At 42.1% G+C, this 18323-nt stretch carries 14 protein-coding genes; 10 read left to right on the top strand and 4 right to left on the bottom strand.

Annotation, left to right across the window (positions count from 1 at the left end; all coding sequences use genetic code 11):
* Positions 1-41 precede the first annotated feature (41 nt).
* From V8G47_RS14430 to essA, 7 genes are all read left to right on the top strand, one after another.
* Positions 42-662, top strand: coding sequence for a hypothetical protein (locus V8G47_RS14430; protein ID WP_336200751.1), 621 nt, complete (start codon positions 42-44; stop codon positions 660-662).
* 518 nt (positions 663-1180) lie between these two features.
* Complete coding sequence (locus tag V8G47_RS14435) at positions 1181-1474, top strand: WXG100 family type VII secretion target (protein ID WP_034764875.1); 294 nt, start codon at positions 1181-1183, stop codon at positions 1472-1474.
* Between the two features lie 80 nt (positions 1475-1554).
* Complete coding sequence (locus V8G47_RS14440; protein WP_079532350.1) at positions 1555-1794, top strand: EsaB/YukD family protein; 240 nt, start codon at positions 1555-1557, stop codon at positions 1792-1794.
* Between the two features lie 14 nt (positions 1795-1808).
* Positions 1809-3104 (top strand): type VII secretion protein EssB, encoded by a 1296-nt coding sequence (essB, locus tag V8G47_RS14445; protein WP_336200752.1) that lies wholly within the window; start codon positions 1809-1811, stop codon positions 3102-3104.
* A gap of 15 nt (positions 3105-3119) precedes the next feature.
* Entirely contained in the window at positions 3120-7574 is a 4455-nt protein-coding gene (essC, locus tag V8G47_RS14450) for a type VII secretion protein EssC (RefSeq protein WP_336200753.1), read from the top strand.
* Positions 7571-10567 (top strand): type VII secretion protein EsaA, encoded by a 2997-nt coding sequence (gene esaA, locus V8G47_RS14455; RefSeq protein ID WP_336200754.1) that lies wholly within the window; start codon positions 7571-7573, stop codon positions 10565-10567. The genes essC and esaA overlap by 4 nt, the downstream gene beginning before the upstream one ends.
* The gene (gene essA, locus V8G47_RS14460) at positions 10539-11033 is read left to right on the top strand and encodes a type VII secretion protein EssA (protein ID WP_336200755.1); all 495 of its coding nucleotides are present in this window, start codon (positions 10539-10541) and stop codon (positions 11031-11033) included. Before esaA ends, essA begins: the two co-directional genes overlap by 29 nt.
* A 329-nt stretch (positions 11034-11362) precedes the next feature.
* Here essA and V8G47_RS14465 read toward each other — a convergent pair whose 3' ends face one another.
* The 4 genes from V8G47_RS14465 to V8G47_RS14480 all read right to left on the bottom strand — a co-directional run bounded on the left by V8G47_RS14465 (position 11363) and on the right by V8G47_RS14480 (position 14329).
* Positions 11363-11764: a VOC family protein gene (locus tag V8G47_RS14465; protein WP_336200756.1), complete on the bottom strand. Its 402-nt coding sequence runs from the start codon at positions 11762-11764 to the stop codon at positions 11363-11365.
* Between the two features lie 48 nt (positions 11765-11812).
* Positions 11813-12667, bottom strand: a complete 855-nt coding sequence (locus V8G47_RS14470; protein ID WP_336200757.1) for a helix-turn-helix domain-containing protein — start codon at positions 12665-12667, stop codon at positions 11813-11815.
* Positions 12668-12945: 278 nt separating this feature from the next.
* Positions 12946-13347, bottom strand: coding sequence for a carboxymuconolactone decarboxylase family protein (locus tag V8G47_RS14475; protein WP_079532342.1), 402 nt, complete (start codon positions 13345-13347; stop codon positions 12946-12948).
* 106 nt (positions 13348-13453) lie between these two features.
* Positions 13454-14329, bottom strand: coding sequence for a LysR family transcriptional regulator (locus V8G47_RS14480; RefSeq protein ID WP_336200758.1), 876 nt, complete (start codon positions 14327-14329; stop codon positions 13454-13456).
* Positions 14330-14511: 182 nt separating this feature from the next.
* Between V8G47_RS14480 and V8G47_RS14485 the strand changes: the two genes are divergently transcribed.
* The 3 genes from V8G47_RS14485 to V8G47_RS14495 all read left to right on the top strand — a co-directional run bounded on the left by V8G47_RS14485 (position 14512) and on the right by V8G47_RS14495 (position 18321).
* A complete protein-coding gene (locus V8G47_RS14485) occupies positions 14512-15798 on the top strand; it encodes a GntP family permease (protein WP_336200759.1) in 1287 nt (428 codons plus the stop codon).
* A gap of 20 nt (positions 15799-15818) precedes the next feature.
* The gene (locus V8G47_RS14490; RefSeq protein WP_336200760.1) at positions 15819-16595 is read left to right on the top strand and encodes a 3-hydroxybutyrate dehydrogenase; all 777 of its coding nucleotides are present in this window, start codon (positions 15819-15821) and stop codon (positions 16593-16595) included.
* 547 nt (positions 16596-17142) lie between these two features.
* Positions 17143-18321, top strand: coding sequence for a ParM/StbA family protein (locus tag V8G47_RS14495; RefSeq protein ID WP_336200761.1), 1179 nt, complete (start codon positions 17143-17145; stop codon positions 18319-18321).
* The last annotated feature ends 2 nt before the right edge of the window (positions 18322-18323 follow it).

Below are 18323 nucleotides of genomic sequence, written 5' to 3' on the forward strand. Positions count from 1 at the left end.
TAAAAGCAATTGACTAAATTGCATAGGAAAGGAATTAAATCATGAAGAAACTTCTCGGGTTAGCCTTGATAACAGCCGTTCTGCTAAGTGGATGTGGTGAAGTGCAGATTTCGATTAATAAGGATCAGGAAGTGGAGGCCGAGACCGGCAGCGCTAAGAATGAAAAAGTGGATCTGATCAGTGATGAACCGGAAAGCGAAAAGATGAAGGAAGCAGATAAGCAAAAGGCAATCCTTCAATTCATCAACGAGGATATCTATAAGGTGGCAGAATATGAAGTCGTCGCATTTCAGTCACTGGCTTCCGTATCAGGAGTAAACTTTACGGATGATCAAACCGTCTACAGGGAATTGACCACCATCACCATACCAGCCTACGAGAAGGCCCTGAATGAAGCCCAGGGCATTGAGGCGGGGATCCCTGAGCTTGAAGAAATGGCGAACCGGGTCGTGACGGCAACTCAGACCTTTTATGATGCACTCATACTCGAAAAGAAGGCGATCGAAGACCAGGATGAAGGTTTGATTGATGAGTCCAACGCCAAGATGGAGGAGTATTACAAACTGGTGGACGCCTATCACTCAGACATGAAGCTTCTAGCGGAAAAGTATAACGTGACGTATGACCTGAATGAACCGAAACAAAATGTAGAAGAATTATAAGTAATTAAAATTGAATGGATTTTTCTGTTAAAACCTTACTCCAGAATGAGAATGAAAGGAGTAAGGTTTTTTAAGTTATTAAATGAACCTTTTAAAAAAATTCTATATAAGAAAATTTTATGAAAAATGCGGTTTATAAAAGTAAAAATAAGGATATATAGTAAGTACTTGTAACTAATTGATAGGATTATACAATCTTTATTCTCCTGATTCGTGAATTATGGAGAGCCTATAGTAATCATTTTCGTACTATTTACCTAATAAATGATAGTGGATCTTATATCAAATGACCTGAAATTAATTATTCCTGTAGTTATAAAGTTTCCTTTTTCCTGTAAAAATTGTGTTTATATGTATGTTTATAATAGTATGATATTGGAAGTGTGGAAACAATTGTAATTATAAGGATATTGAGCAAAAACGGGTTACATAGTTTAGTTGATTTCATGTTTCTTATTTGGGTATTCTGATTTGAAATAGATGATTACCGCCAATTTTAATTAAGGGAGAGGAATTACATGTCAGGAATTATTCGTGTTACCCCAGCAGAATTGATTAGTATGTCAAACCGATACACAAGTGAAAGCAGCCAAGTAGGTGAACAGATTTCACGCCTTGACAATATGATTTCCGAGTTGGAAGGTATGTGGGAAGGTGAATCAAGCCGTGCGTTTGGTGAGCAATATCAAACACTTCGTCCTTCATTCCTGCAAATGCAACAACTTCTTGAAGACATCTCTATGCAGTTGACCAGCACAGCCAAGTCTCTTGAAGATGCAGATGCTCAGATCGCTAATCAAATTCGCGGATAAGTTTATCCCAATCCATTTTAAACATGAAGGAGCGCTTATCATTATGTGGGGCGCTCCTTCCTTATGAGGTGAACCCGGACATGTATATAGAAATCACCATTGATCTTAATCGTTATGATGAGAATTCTTTCGATCTCAGACTATCAAATTACCATACTGTAAAAAAACTGATTGATCTTGTATGGCAGTCCCAAAAACTTACGGCTGAAACCAGGGATGGCTATTGGATCCGGATTGCCAACAAGCATAAAGTGGTTCCTGGCAATATACGGCTGGTTGATGCAGGGATCCACACGGGAGATCGAATTGAAATTTTATAAAGGAGACCAATAGAATGGCACAAAAAAGTGGATCTTACTTACAAGAAAAGCTGGAAGCCGTAATACATAGAAAAGATAATCGTATCACGCTTATTTTTCAAAAAGAGAAGATTAAATTGGATGACGTAACGGAGATCGGCTTCCTGAAGGAGTTATCCCCTTTCATTCAAAGAGAAATCACTATGGAAAATGATGAATTATGCATAGTGAATACCGTACCGGAGTCCTTCTCGTTTCATCCTCAATTAAAGGCAAATGAGAAAGAACGTTTGATGACTGCTTATCAGTTGGTGCAGAAGATTCAAAGACATACGTTGTCACGCCTCCACCTCATTATATGTCCCGAAAACATTGTATTTGACCAGGGAATGACACCTCATTTCATTCACTATGGTGTGAAAGAGAGTCTTCCCCCATACGAAAGAGACCAGGAGCTACTGCTTAAAGAAGCGAAAGCCACGGTAGCAGCCATTGTAGATTCACAGCATAGTTTCAAGGACTACTTAAAATTCAATGGAACTTTGAAGTTATCTTCCCTTACAAAGTCCATTCTGGAGGCGGGGAGCTTTCAGGAATTAAGTGAAGTGTTGAACCATTCCATCGCAGAGGCCAAAAAATCTGAACGTTTGTATGTAAAGGTCAGCAAGAAGAAATGGAAGGTCAATCGGTATGTTCTCCTTGGGGTCTCTATATGCTTAGTCCCTGCAATCCTTTATTCCATTTATTCTCTTTTCTTTATGAATCCAAAGCAGGACAGGGTTGTAGCGGCACAGGAGAGTTTCCTGCTTGAAAAATATAGTGACGTTGTGACGGAGCTCCAACCATATGAAATCGATGAAATACCCAAGGTCACTCAATACCAGCTTGCCCTTTCCTATATCATTAATGAATCCTTGACCGAGGATCAAAAGGAAAATGTGCGAAACACGGTCTCCCTTCAATCAGACCCTCTTTATTATGAGTATTGGATCAATATCGGAAGAGGAAAGGCGAAAGAAGCCTTGGAAACAGCCCGGTTCTTAGAGGACCGCGACTTGATCCTATTTGGACTCCTAAAATACAGGGAACAAGTGAAGGCCGACGGAGAACTTGATAGTGAAGAAAGACAACAGGAATTAAATGAAATCGAAAGTGAAATTGCTGAATATGAAGAAGAAATGAAGGCACTGGAAGAGGAACAATCATCACAGCCGACAGAGTCAATAGAGCAGCCGCAGCAGACTGAAGAAAAGGTGGAGCCGGCTACGGACGGAGCGGAATCTGCACCTGCAGATTCAAAACCAAAAGATGATAAGAAAAAAACAAACTAACAGGGGGGTGAGCACATGTATGCCCTATGGGTTTTTCACGACCATTATTATCAAACGATCCTTTTGAAGGATGAAAACAAAAAAATGACTCTGGGTCCCCAAATAAAGGATACGATCACGATCCTGTCCTTGCCTTCAGCTATTGAAATAGAGTATTCGGGATCCACATTCCATCTTTATCGCGAAGGGGAGGAAGGAAGCATCCTTGAACCTGGCAGTGATCATTGCGTGCGGATTGAGGATAATGAGCTGCATATCATCATCACTTCATTCAAACCAAAGGCGGAAATCTATTATATAGGCCATAAAGAAGAAATCAGTATGTCTACTATGGAACCTGAAGCAACGATCTATCATCCATATGGGAACAGGGAAGCAAGCTGCTTCTGGTATAAGGATTCTGATGGTGGATGGATAGTGGAAACAAATGATTCTTCTCTATATCTGAATGGTCATCTGGTTACAGGAAAACAGAAGCTCCAAACAGGTGACATTCTATTTACTGCTTTCTTATCCGTTACCCTATTAGAAGATGATTTAATCGAGATACATAGTATTGAACAATATCAGACTTCATTAGTGGAGACTGTGAGACCGATGTCCGAGATGCAGAAGAAATATCCCAATTACCGCCGTACCCCGAGGATGGTTTACGATCTGCCGGATGAAAAGGTTCAATTGTCCTTTCCAAGTCAGGAATCAAGTGATACAAACCGGAGTCTGTGGTTAATTATCCTCCCTCCACTCATGATGCTGATCGTCATGGGAATTGTAGCCATTGTGATTCCTAGGGGGATATTCATCATTATCTCGATGGTCATGTTCACCACCACCCTTGTAACATCGACCGTTCAGTTCTTCAAAGATAAAAGCAGCAAGAAGAAATCCCAGGAACGCAGAAAACGCATCTATTCACAATACTTAAAGAATAAAAGGGAAGAGCTTCAGTCCCTTGCAGAGAGACAGTCTGATGTCCTTCAATTTCATTTCCCTTCATTTGAAAGGATGAAGTACCTGACAGATCAACTCTCCGACAGGCTTTGGGAGAGGACGATCGAAAGTCCGGACTTCCTGCAGTTCCGGTTGGGCAGGGGGAAGCTACCTGCCAGTTACAGTATTTCGGTGAATTCTTCCGATATGTCCAATCGTGAAATGGATGAGCTATTGGAGGAGTCACAGAAGTTAGAAGAGGCCTATCGGGAGATCGAACAATTACCGGTAACAGCCGATCTTCATAAAGGGGCAATCGGTCTGATCGGGAAAGAATCCGTCTACAAAAACGAGATTCACCAGCTTATCGGCCAATTGACGTTCTTTCATAGTTACCATGATGTAAGATTCGTCTCCATCTTTCATGAAGAAGAGTACAAGGATTGGGAGTGGATGAAATGGTTACCCCATTTTCAATTACCGCAGTCCTTTGCAAAAGGGTTTATTTACAACGAGAAAACGAGGGACCAAATCCTCTCCTCCATTTATGAAATCCTGCGTGAAAGAGACATAGATGAAGAATCCGAAAAGGTCAGGCATGCTCCTCATTTCGTCTTTGTCATCACGAATCATCAGCTTATTTCCGATCATGTAATCCTGGAATACCTGGAAGGGGAGTATGGACACCTGGGGATGTCTGTCATATTCGCGGCAGAGGCGAAAGAAAGCCTATCAGATAATGTTCACACCCTTGTCCGTTACATTAATGACAACGAAGGGGACATCCTGATTCAAGATAAGAAAGCTGTAAAGATCCCTTTCACAATGGATGGGTATGAGCATGATGGAAATGAGAAATATGCAAGGACCCTGCGAACCCTTAACCATCAAATCGGGATGACCAACTCGATCCCTACGAGCGTATCTTTTCTCGACATGCTCAGAGTAAGGGATGTGGATCAACTGCCGATTGAAGAAAATTGGCTATCGAGAGAATCAGCTAAGTCGTTGGCTGTACCTGTCGGTTTAAAAGGTAAGGAAGATATAGTCGAGCTTAACTTGCATGAAAAGGCACACGGGCCACACGGATTACTCGCAGGAACGACCGGATCAGGTAAGAGTGAATTCCTGCAGACGTATATCCTATCGTTAGCGGTTCACTTCCACCCTCATGAAGTAGCGTTTCTGTTAATCGATTATAAGGGCGGAGGAATGGCTCAACCGTTCAAGAACATCCCTCACTTATTAGGGACGATCACCAATATCGAGGGGAGTAAGAACTTCAGTACCAGGGCCCTTGCCTCCATTAAGAGTGAGTTGAAACGGAGACAGCGCTTATTCGACCGCTATGAAGTGAATCATATTAACGACTACACGCGCCTCTACAAACAAGGGAAAACGGAAGAGCCCCTTCCTCATTTATTCCTCATCTCGGATGAGTTTGCGGAATTAAAGAGTGAAGAGCCGGAGTTTATCAAAGAATTGGTCAGTGCGGCACGTATCGGCCGTAGCCTGGGGGTTCATCTTATTCTTGCCACCCAGAAGCCGGGCGGTGTCATAGACAATCAAATCTGGAGTAATGCCCGTTTTAGAGTAGCATTGAAAGTGCAAAACACAGAGGACAGCCGTGAAATCCTCAAAAATGGAGATGCAGCTTCCCTTACGGTGACAGGAAGGGGATACCTACAGGTTGGAAACAATGAGGTGTATGACTTATTCCAATCAGCCTGGAGCGGTGCCCCTTACCAGGAGGAGTCCTTTGAAGCAGAGGATGAAGTGGCGATCGTCACGGATCTGGGGCTCATTCCTTTATCAGAAGTATCGACGAATCCCGGCAGTCAAAAAGAAATGACCAGTGAAATAGACGCCGTAGTCGATCGAATCGAAGCGTTACAGAATCAAATGGACTTGAAGAAGTTATCCAGTCCCTGGCTCCCTCCTTTGTCCAATCGGATTTACAGAACAGGATTTGCCCAGACAGAGGAGAATAAAATCCTCCTCTCCATGGTGGACGAACCGGAGAAACAGAGCCAAACCCCTTATCATTATGAGGTGATTGAGGATGGGAATGTGGGTATCTTCGGTTCATCCGGGTACGGGAAGACACAAACGCTCATTACGTTATTAATGGGGATGGCTACACAGTTTACCCCCGAAGAAATCCATTATTATCTTCTCGACTTTGGGAATGGCGGGTTGCTGCCACTGAAGCAGCTGCCTCATACGGCAGATTACTTCCTTATTGACGAAGAGAGGAAAATAGAGAAGTTCATTGGAATTTTAGACGATGAACTGGCACGAAGAAAACAACTGTTCCAGAAACAAGAGGTCAGTTCAATCAAAATGTATAACACGGTAAGTGAAGATAAACTTCCTCTTTTATTCGTGACCATTGATAATTTTGATCTGGTCAAAGAAGAAATGCAGGAGCTTGAAACGCAGATCAACCAGTTCGCGAGGGACGGCCAATCGCTTGGAGTATATATGTATTTTACAGCTACACGTGTAAATTCTGTACGACAGTCATTGATGAATAATCTCAAAACGAAAATCGTCCACTATTTAATGGACAGTTCAGAAGCGTATACAATGTTAGGAAGATTACCTTTTTCACCGGAAGCCATTCCAGGAAGAGCGATTGTTAAGAAAGATACGGCTTTCTTCTCCCAGGTCTTCCTTCCTACTGAAGGGAAGGATGATTATGAACAGCTGAATCTGTTGAAAGAAGATATTCAGTTATTAAAAGAGAAATATAAAGGCTTGTCTTCACCTAAACCGGTGCCGATGCTGCCGACAGAACTGACAATGGTCAACTTCACCCAGTATACAGATTCACGAAAAAAAGCTGGCCTGCTGCCGATCGGGCTGGATGAAGAGACGGTTGAACCAGTGTATGTGAACTTCAAGAAAACAAAGCATTGCCTCGTATTGGGACAGGCACAAAAAGGGAAAACGAATGTGTTGAAAGTATTAGCCAACACAGCACTCCTCCAGGATAGTGAACATATTGCGATCTTCGATTCCATAGATAGGGGATTATCGAATTTGATGAGGGAAGAAAAGGTTGTATATATGGAAAACAAAGAACATATTTCCATGTGGCTTAACAGAGTGGAGGAGCTATTCAGCTCAAGAGAAGAGCAATATAACTTATCCATTCAAAAGGGAAGCACTCTCCCATCCTTCTCTCCTGTAATGTTGATCGTGGATGGATATGCAAGATTCCTGCAAAATCTTGATCCCCTTCTCCAGGACAAAATTGTGAAGTGTATGAAAAATTATAGTCACTTAGGCTTCTGTGTGATCGTTTCCGGAAACAACAGTGAGTTAACGAAAGGCTACGATACATTGACGGTTGAAATGAAGCAAATTCGACAAGCACTTGTATTGATGAAGAAGTCTGAACAAACTCTATACACTCTAAGCTATGACCGAAGAGAGCCGGAAATCCAGCCTGGTTTTGGTTATTATATTGAGAATGGAAAAGAAATAAAAATTCAAATACCACTTATGGTAACGGAAAGGAAAGTACACGCATGACAGAGAAGGTAAGCCTGTTCAAACTTTTATTAGCGGTCATGATGATTCTTGCAACTCCTCTTCTATTCTTCCGTTCAGTAGGTGAAAACCCGCTGAAAGTTAAAGAAAATGCCACTAAAGCCATTGCCATTGTGAACGAAGATGCAGGGACAGAAGTAGATGGGGAGCCCTTGTCTTTTGGTGGGGATGTAACGTCCATATTAGAGGATCAGTCTTCCTTTGAATGGACGGTCGTGGGCAGAAGTGCAGGAGAAAACGGTCTTCAAAGTTCAAAATATGACGCAGTGGTATATATCCCTTCGGACTTCTCTGACAAAGTCATGACATATGATGAAGAAAGACCGGAAAAGACAAACCTGAATTTTAAAGTACAACCCCAACTGAATGCTGTAAATAAGGAAAAGGTCCAGTTGGAAATCGAAAAGGCCACCAAAAGGGTCAATCATAAGATGTCTTCCCTTTACTGGAATTATGTATCAGCGGATATGGAGAATATCCGGGCGGAATTCGATGAAATTTTACAAAAAGAACAGACATTCCAAGAAACGATGCTGGCATTCTATAAACCTAGTTCAAAGGATCTTGCTGGCCAAATCGAACAGCAGACATCGATGCTATCAAATCTTCAAAACTCGATTCAACAGGCTGACAGTCGGACACCACAACAGCAAAATACGTTGGAATCCTTTGAACAAAGCCTCTCAAGCTTTGTAGAATATGTCAATCAGTATAGAGACTATCAGGATAATCAAAAGAAACTATTAGCGGATATTCAGTCACAATCCGTACAGATGATCAACGAATCGACTGAAAATCAGCAGCCGCGTTACTTAAAGTCCAAATCACTATTCTCAGAGCAAAGTGAGGCCTTAACGGCAGGTTTGACTCAGTTGAATAACAATATGGATACAAACCAAGAGGTATTTACCGACCTGCAGCAGCGCAGGTTTGAAGAAGTAGGTAGACAAGTGGAAGATTTCTATTCCTTTCAGGAAAGAGTGTTGAATTTCTATCAGCAACTTCAGGACACAACAACGCTGAATAATCTGCAAGGAAATATCTTTGAACTTAACAATAAGTTGGCCGAAGGAGATGGGGAGATCTTCAATCCACCAGCCCCTCCTGAGATTCCTGAGCCGCCAAAAGACGGAGAGGATCCCGCCCCTCAACAGGTCGTGATCTCCTCACAGGAAGGTGAGCCAGAGCCAGGGGAACCAACTGATCCTCCTCCTGCACCACCGAATTTAGACCCGGAGATAGCTGAACTGAAAGCTATTTCTGTTGAAATGGATACGTTGAAGGAAACACTGACAAATTTAACAGAGCCAACGCCTGAAGCCATAACGGAAGCTGTGACGAATATTCAAACGATCAATCATCGTATCAAACAGGTACGAACGCAGCTGCAAGGTAAAAATAATAGCTCGGAGAACCCTCTTCAGGCTGAAGTGGACAGACTGATGGGAGAAGTATCAAGACTTCTGGAAGATAATCAGACATTGATTGATAAAATCGATGAACTGACCAAACAGGTTGAAACTCTTACAACCGAAAATCAAGAGCTCAAAGATCAAGTCAAGACATTGACTGAGACGAATGAAGCTCTGATAAACCAATTGGAGATGTTCTCAGACAACATTTCGAATATCGTTGCCGAAATCGAGGATAAAGAGAGTTCGATCCTGAACTCGGCCGCTTTATCAGATAATAGGAGAAACACCTTATATGGCTATTTTTCCCGCGGGATTAATAACTATAAGCTTATGGATCTTCTACAGTACTACTCTTACCTCGACCGGTATGAAGCGACTCTAAACGGAATGTTAACGGAGAATGGAGTGAAAGCGACCGTTCTTCAGGATGAAAGTCTCAAAAATGAGGTCAATGAGATATTGAAAGTAAGCCAGGCTGAACAAACGGAGTGGGAACAATTAAATACAGGGCTGCCTACTACTGAGGATGCTCTCATCACCCTCCAAGACTCATATACCGTTTTTGCGGCAGAATATAATCAGACCGTTAATGACCAGCAATCACAGCTTACTGAGAGCCTGAATGCGATTAATCAAGAGGCAACAAATGTATTAAATCGAATCCAGCAGCCGGAACAAGCGGCTCCAACTCCTGTTCAGGGAGCAGCAGGTCCTGATTTAGTAGGGAACCAAAAGCAAATCGGTAGTGAAATCAAGTCTATCCACTCCTTCCTGGATACGGTGAGTGAAAGCCAAAATACAATCGTTTCCTATACGAACGAGCTTCAATCAAATGTATCCAATGTACAGAGTGACGCGGATACTTTGAATAATAAGTGGGCAACGAATGTAGCTTCCACTCAATTAATCCGTGATGATGTATTCAGCGTCCTTGGGAATGCATTCGTTGACGGCCAATCCAATGGGTATGTATATGATTTCTTAACAAACCCTTTAAATGTAAAGGGTGATGTTCCGGAAGAGAAGAGTGCGAGCGTTCTTCCACCGGTCGTGATTTTGTTTATCGTCTTGTTATCCAGCTTGCTTATCGGATATACAAGTTATTACTTCCAAAACGCACCTCTTTGGATCCAGGGAGTCATCTTTCTCCTCCTGAATCTAATCGTCGGATTTGTGATCAGCCTGTACGGTCTGGAAATCTATCCGTTGGTGGAATCACGTTCTGTCGAGTGGACGGTCTTTACGATTCTTCTTTTATTGGCTGCATCAGGACTGGTCAGAGTGGCTTTTGTGGCACATCGTTTAGTGGGCTGGTTTGTTTCTGTAGGGCTGATCACCCTGTTTGTGACACCACTATTAGCCTTGACTACGCCGAATTTCAATTTTGAAGATCCGATGTCTACTGTGTATATGTCGATTCAATACGGCACGGAGTCACTTTTCAATCAAGCGGTCATCGTTTTGGGATTGATTGTGATCGGCCTTGCTGTCTTACAAGTATTATTGAATAAACGATCCAATAACCAAACTGATGAGAGTACAGAAGCTTATGAAGGGTAAGGTCCTTTTGCTCCTGACATCCATCGTCAGTGTGATGTTGATGTTCGGTTCACCTATATTTGCAGGTACAAGCATAAACGAATTGATACCGAACGATTATCAGGAAAATAAGTTCAAAAAGAATAGTGACCTTATCCATGATCAGTCATCAACAAATCAGAAGATACAAATTCCCGATGAACAAAAGAGTCTTACCTTTGAAGGGCGTCCAAGCAACGGGTTGAGCGAGCTGAAAGATAAAATTTTTTACAGTGAAGAAAAAGATACCAATACAATAAAAGCAAAAGCTGTAAATCTAAAACTTTTTAGTCAATCCGAATCGGCCCGATTAGGTGGACTGGAAGAAGACAGTCAATCATCTTCTTCCCTTTCTCTTTTGATTGGTATATTTGTAGGGATTTGTGTGTTGCTTCTCATAGCGGTTATTATCATCTGGAATAGAACGGCTCAGAGAAAACAGGGGTAGTTATAATAAGAAAAGGTTCAGACATTACTAAATCCATTCACTCTAAAGTCAAACATCTTTTATTAATGAGGTTAGGAATCTCTTTGTAATTCCGCTGTTGATTTCCGTGCAAGACTTCGCTTTCCTCGGGCGGAAGGCGAGCCTCCTCGTCGCTGACGCTCCTGCGGGGTCTCACCTATTCCGCTTTTCCCGTAGGAGTCTTCGTCTTGCACTCCAATCAACAGCTAGAATCTGCTTTATACACTAAGTATGTTTAGCAAGGATAATGAAAAATCCGAACGATTTCGATTTGATAATAAAATCGAATGATCGTTCGGATTTTCTTTTAATTAAAACATTTTTGTCCCAGCCTCATTCGTTTCCTTTTTACTAACTTCACTCACCAACGTATGCGTATTTCCCTCCGTATCCTCAAAAAACACCATCCATGACTCCATGTCGTCCATCTTTCCCACCACATGAGGTTCACCCACAAAATGAACACCATTATCCTTCATTTTTTCGTAGCTGGATTGGATATCTTCCACATCAAAATAAATGACCGAGCAATGGGTGTACTTTTCATTTTCCGGTAGTGTAAGGAGGAGCCTCACGCCGTTGCAATCAAAAAATGCCATATGGGCAGTCGTGAATAGGAGCGGATGGCCTAATTGTTCACGATAAAATTCGATGGCACGGTCTAAATCCTTCACGGGGACCCCGATTTGTTTGATTCCTTGGATCATACTCATTTCATTTCTCTCCTTTCGTTTCCACTTTATAGTAGTGGATTGAAGGAGTTAATTCTTTTCCAAAATCACTTTTTTTCGATAGAGAGTCGGTGAGCATCCCACAAATTGTTTGAACATTTTAGAGAATGACACAGGGTTTTGAAAGCCGAGCTCAAAGGTGATAGCTGTAATGGAAAGGTCAGGATCCTTCAATAATTTTTTGGCTTTTTCAATTCGCAATTCCGAGATGTGACGATGTGGGGTTTTTCCATAAAGCTGTGAGTATGTTCTGATCAAATGGTTTTGTGATAAACATGCAACCATGGCTATATCATTGAGTGTAAGGGCATGGTGATAATATGCCCTGATATATTCGTGAGCGATGGTGACTCTTCTGTAGATTTCCTCCCGGGTGGAGTGTTTTACTGCATGAATTGATTCCGTTCTTTTCAAATGGTGAAAGTGAGAGGTTAATAGGTTTTCCATAATGATATGATACTGCTCTTCACACCAGTTATCTTTCGGATATGTATGAAGCCTTTGGGTAAATTGTATCTGCCTGGCGATTGAAGGGGTGATTTCATAGGTCTTTTCGAAAAACTCAATGGAGTGACTACGTTTGAAAGGATCGGTTATTAATTGATCGGGAGAATCTCCCAACGTGCGATAGATATCTTCGGCAAACCCTTTCTTAAAGAAGATGCAAAATGACTCCACCTGCTGATCTTCCTCGATGGTAATGGTGTAGGGACCATCATTGACCAGAAGATATCGTCCTTCCTCCACACCGAAGTAGCCTCTGCTTGTTTTGTAGAAGGCCTTTCCGTTCGTGAAAGTCTTTATGGACAATTGTCCGACCCCCTCCCAATGAAACTTGTCGCTCTTTGCCTGCAGAATATAATTAGAAGAGTTAGGTTGTTTCATACGATTTTCTCCTCGATTAATTGAATGTTATTTTTCATTATACTAAATTATGGAATATCTATCTGTTCAAGTTTGACCACTTGTGAAGGCAGATCGTGTGATTAATGATAAGGAAGAATCTGAGTGAAGGAACATATCCCCTTATAAAGGCTCAGGAGGCCCTTAAACACGCCAAATCGATCACACTAAGGTGTAAGGAGGCATTAGAGGTGAAGAGCTAAATAAAGCAATCTGAGCAAAAAGAGACCTGACGATTTCATTCAGGTCTCTTTTTAAGATCAGTGTTTATCATCATAACGGATAGCGAATACCTTCTTCGCAACCGTTAATGCATTAAGAACGCGTGGGAACCCGGTATAAGGGATTAAATGAGTGATGCTCTCGACGATTTCTTCCTCCGTCAGCCCTGCTGTGAGTCCCGTGTTGATATGGAGCTCAAGCTGAGGCTCCGTTCCTTGTGTCACAAGGGAGGAAATGGTGACGAGGGCGCGCTGCTTATTCGTCAATCCTTTCCTGGAATATATTTCACCATAGGCAAATTCGATGATGTATTTTCCCACATCGGGAGCGATATCTTCCAGTGCTTCAGAGATTTTGAGATGAGTGGAGATTTCTTTATTATCGGTCAGTGTATATTCCATCAGTTTATCCAACCCGTTTTGATATCTGTCTTGATTCATGTTCCATTCCTCCTGTCTAAGTTGCTACAGGAATACTATAACGCCGTAAGTATATATGCGTAAAATACATATAATTTATAAAATGTATGCAAAAAAGTTATGGGTTTTATCGATCATGCAGCATTTTCTTGAATTCGCGAACCGCAAACGATTCGTATCGTCCTTTTTTCGTGATGATCCCCAAGTTCCAGGGAACGACCGGATTTACGATGGGAATCGATTTAACGACTTCCTGGTCCACTTTTTTAGAAATGGATTGAGGGAAGATGGAAATGCCAAGATTTTGTCCGATCATTTCTCCTATGAAATCCCACTGTGAACTCTCATAGGCGACCTTAGGATAAAATCCCGCTTTTCTGCATTCCTCAATGATTTTGTCATGGAGGGCGAAGTCTTCACTGAAGAGGATGAAGTCCTCTTCATGTAATTCGTTCATTTCCACCGAATCTTTTTCCGCCAGTGGGTGAGAGTGGTGGACAAATAGCATATGTTTCTCGGAAACGAAGGGGACGACATCAAACTGCTCCTCATCCATCGGTAAGACGACCACACCGAGGTCCAACATCCCATCCCTCACTTCTTCCTCCACTTTATTGGCACCATATTCGTTCAGCTGTATGTGGATGTCCGGATATAATGTTTTAAATTCCTTTATGATGGTTGGGAAAAATAAAAACCCAATCAACGGCGGGATCCCGATTTTGATTTTCCCTTTCTTTAAGTTCATTAAGTCATACAAATGAGTTGATAAGTGATCAAGGGATTCCAGGATGACCTGTCCCTGTTCATAAACGATTTCTCCCGCTTCAGTCAGTTCGATTTGACGGGAGGACCGGTCAATCAGCTCCATCTCCAGTTCATCTTCCAGGCTCCGTACCATCTTACTGAGGGTGGGCTGGGATAGGTGAAGAACATTTGAAGCCTTTGTAAAACTTTTGAATTTGGCCACTTCACTGAAGTAGGTAAGCTGTCGGATATCCAATGGTTTCTCTCCTTTTCAATCTATAACTTTATTGCATGATAAGTATAGTTTTAATTCATTTTACTTATTTATAGGAGAAGAGTAAAATTTCTTACGTCAAAAAAATTTACTGTTTAAACGTTGGAAGAGTGGTGCGAAATCGTGTCCTCTCTTTTTGTTTTCTTTAGAAGGGTGGAAAGAAGTTGTTTAGTATTTTAATAGGCCTGATTTTGTTGATGGTCTTTGCTTATCTTGGATGGTCCATTATATGGATTGCACCGATTGTCGCAGGCGCTGTGGCACTCATGAGCGGTATGGATCTGATGGATACGTATACCGATACGTATATGTCGGGATTCGTGAATTTTGCCAAGCAGTGGTTTCCGATTTTCTTACTGGGAGCCGTTTTTGGAAAGTTGATGGAGGATACAGGAGCAGCAAAATCTGTCGCTTATCAAATCACAAAAATGATCGGGGAGAAGCGGGCCATTCTTGGGGTGCTGGTCGCTTCGGCCGTACTGACTTATGGAGGCGTGAGTCTCTTCGTCGTGGTGTTCGCCATCTATCCCATCGCTCTGGCATTATTCAGAAATGCGGATATCTCAAGGAAGCTGATTGCACCGACGATCGTGCTGGGGGCATTTACGTTCACCATGACGGCTGTCCCGGGAACACCGCAAATACAGAATTTGATCCCGATGAAGACGTTCCATACGTCACCGATGGCAGGTTCATGGATGGGCGTCGTCTCGTCACTCATCATGGCTGTCGGGGGATACTTGTGGCTCGTAGGCAGACAGAAGAAGATGGCTGCTAACGGGGATACATTTAAAGAAATCAGCCAAACAGGGGCAGGGTCCAATGAAGAGCAACAGGCTTTACCCAATTGGGTTGTCTCCTTGCTGCCATTACTCTTGGTTGTCGTTTTATTGAACGGTATCAAGTTGGACGCCATCCCTTCTTTACTGGCAGGGATTGTAATGATTCTCCTAATCAATGTGAGCAGGTATAAGAAGTTTATCACTTCCATCAATGAAGGGGCAAAGGGCTCTGTGATGGCCATCATCAACACCAGTGCGGCCGTCGGGTTCGGGGCAGTCGTCACGAGCGTACCGGATTTTGATCGCATTACGGATTTAGTATTGGGAATTTCGTCAAATCCCTTGATATCTGAGTCATTGATCGTGCAGATCCTTGCGATGATAACAGGTTCTGCTTCCGGGGGGATGGGGATTGCCATGCAGGCACTGGGCGATACCTATTACCAACTGTCTCAATCAACGGGAATCAGTCCGGAAGCATTCCATCGCATGGCTTCCATTGCTTCCGGGGCATCGATCCTGCCTCATAACGGAGCGTTATTGACGCTCTTGGCGGTTACGAATGTAACGCATAAAGATTGTTATAAAGATGTGTTTATTGTGGGTCTAGTGATCCCTACCATTGCAGTCATAGCTGGAATCATCATGGCAAGTATAGGACTAATATAAAATTAAAGGAGTGTTTTGACATGGTAGAAAATAAAGTGGTTTTAATTACGGGTTCAGCAAGCGGCATCGGCTTTGAGTTAGGTAAATCCTATGCTGAAAAAGGAAGTAAAGTGGTACTGACAGATTTGAACGAAGAGGGAGTTAAAGCTGCTGCTGATAAACTTAGAGGTCTCGGATATGAAGCCATTGGTCTTAAAGCTGACGTAACGAGTGAAGAAGATATCAAGAATATGATCGACACAGCCCATAAACAATATGGACGCATCGATGTATTGGTGAATAATGCCGGATTACAACATGTCTCTCCGATTGAAGAATTTCCGACAGCCAAATTCGAGCTCATGATCAAAATCATGCTTACCGCACCTTTCATCACCATCAAGCATGTTTTGCCAATCATGAAAGAACAGAAGTTTGGCCGTATCATTAATGTCTCTTCCATCAATGGTTTAGTGGGCTTTGCTGGAAAAGCTGCCTACAACAGTGCGAAACACGGCGTGATCGGATTGACGAAAGTGGCGGCTCTGGAGTCGGCTCCATTCGGCATTACGGTAAATTCCATTTGCCCAGGTTATGTTGATACACCACTCGTAAGAGGACAATTAAAGGATATTGCGACTACGCGAAACGTTCCTTTAGAAAAAGTACTGGAAGAAGTCATCTATCCTTTAGTTCCTCAAAAACGCTTGCTCGATGTCAGTGAAATTGCCGATTACGCAATGTTCCTGTCCAGTGATCAAGCAAAGAGTGTAACGGGACAAGCGGTCGTCATCGACGGTGGGTATACGGCACAATAAATCGTTTCATTTCTGAAAAGACATCGGCGTGTGAAAATGCCGGTGTCTCTTTTTTATCCTTCTATCGAGTCGTTAAACGACTGATTCATTTTAAATACATACATTCTTCCATTCACATTTTTCTTCGTCTCCATTTTCCGGATCAACGTTTCACATGCCTTCTTATTTCAATCCTCAATTTTCATCTACTTAAAATGTAATAAAAAGGTAGTTTTCTAGTTTCGTAATGTAGTAGAAAGAGCATGATTTGGAGTAAAAATATGTAAAAATCATTAAGTTTACAAATTTGTATACATGTAAACAAAAACGTACACAAATGTATACAAAAAAGTATACATGTACACAATCGTGTACACATGTTGTCGTTAAGGTATGTGTACAATTAGTGTATACAACGATACAAAAATGTGTACAAACCAGTGGACTCTCACTTACCATAATCGATAGAAAAGTAGGATTGACCGGAGGCGGGAAATTGTATACTCTGAGAGTAAGAGTTGAAATGTTTTGACAAATTCTTACTCATGAACGAAAGGATGATTTTTTAATGACGAATTCTCGCATTGCAGCCATTGATGTTGGTAATGATTCTTTAAAAGGTATTTTTGGGAAAATGGACGCTGAGGTGAATATTCCGAACGTCATTGCAAGGGATGTTGAAGACCGTCCTATCATCGGTATTGAGGAGCTGGATACACAAGACCCACTAGACGGCATACATATCCGTGTCCACTCCCCTGCCCTGAAAGACAATAATGCAATTTATCGTGTCGGTAATCTTGCGACAAAGAGCAATAACTCGACTGAACTGGATCCGGGCAGCAGTAAATCAGAAGAAGATCAAACATTGGTCATGCTGTTTGCTTCAATCGCTCTGGATGCAGCTCGTAATGGATCAGATTTTAAAAAGAATAATAATGTAATCGAAGCAAATTACACGCTGGGAACAGGTCTTCCCCTGCGTGAGGTAAAGGAAGGGAAAGATGTTGGATACCGTTCAAGATTATTAGGTTCGGTTCACCAGGTCGAGTTCCTTGTCACTCCACGCTATCAAGGCATCAAAGTAAATATTAAATTTGAGGAAGTGAAGGTTTATCCAGAAGGATTTGCTGCTTTCATCAACCTTGTGATGGATAATAATTCTAATATCATCAACAAAGATTTGATTGATAAGCGCATCTTGATTCAGGACATCGGTGGACTATCAACAGATATCGCGGTCATCAAAGATCGTAAAGTAGACGACGATAAAGCTCAAGGGTTTAACCTGGGTGTGTCTGAATCACTTGAATTAATCCGTGAGGAAATCCGTTCAAGACATGGTATTGAGCTTGACAGCCGCCGTGATGTAGTCGAAATCATCACGAAGAAAAATGACCGCAATCATATTATGGTTAAAGGTAGTCGTACAAGCGTTCATGATATCGTGGACCGCATTATGCTTGAACTGGCTAAAAAGCAATACCGTCACCTGCGTAATATGTGGCAAAAGAACTCCCAGACGGAAATCTGTTACTTCATCGGTGGCGGATCAAGCGTCCTTAAAGAGTACATCAAGACGCTTAACAATAACCTTGATGGATACAATATCGACTTCTTTGAAGATGAGAAGGAAAGTATCTGGATGATGGCCAACGCTTACTACAAGCTGATTGCCGACTTCACAAGAAAAACACAAAAGCAACAAGCCCCGAAAGAAGAACAAAAATTAGCGAAAACCAAATAGGG

It is taken from the genome of Rossellomorea sp. LJF3, assembly GCF_037046045.1.
Lineage (GTDB): Bacteria > Bacillota > Bacilli > Bacillales > Bacillaceae_B > Rossellomorea.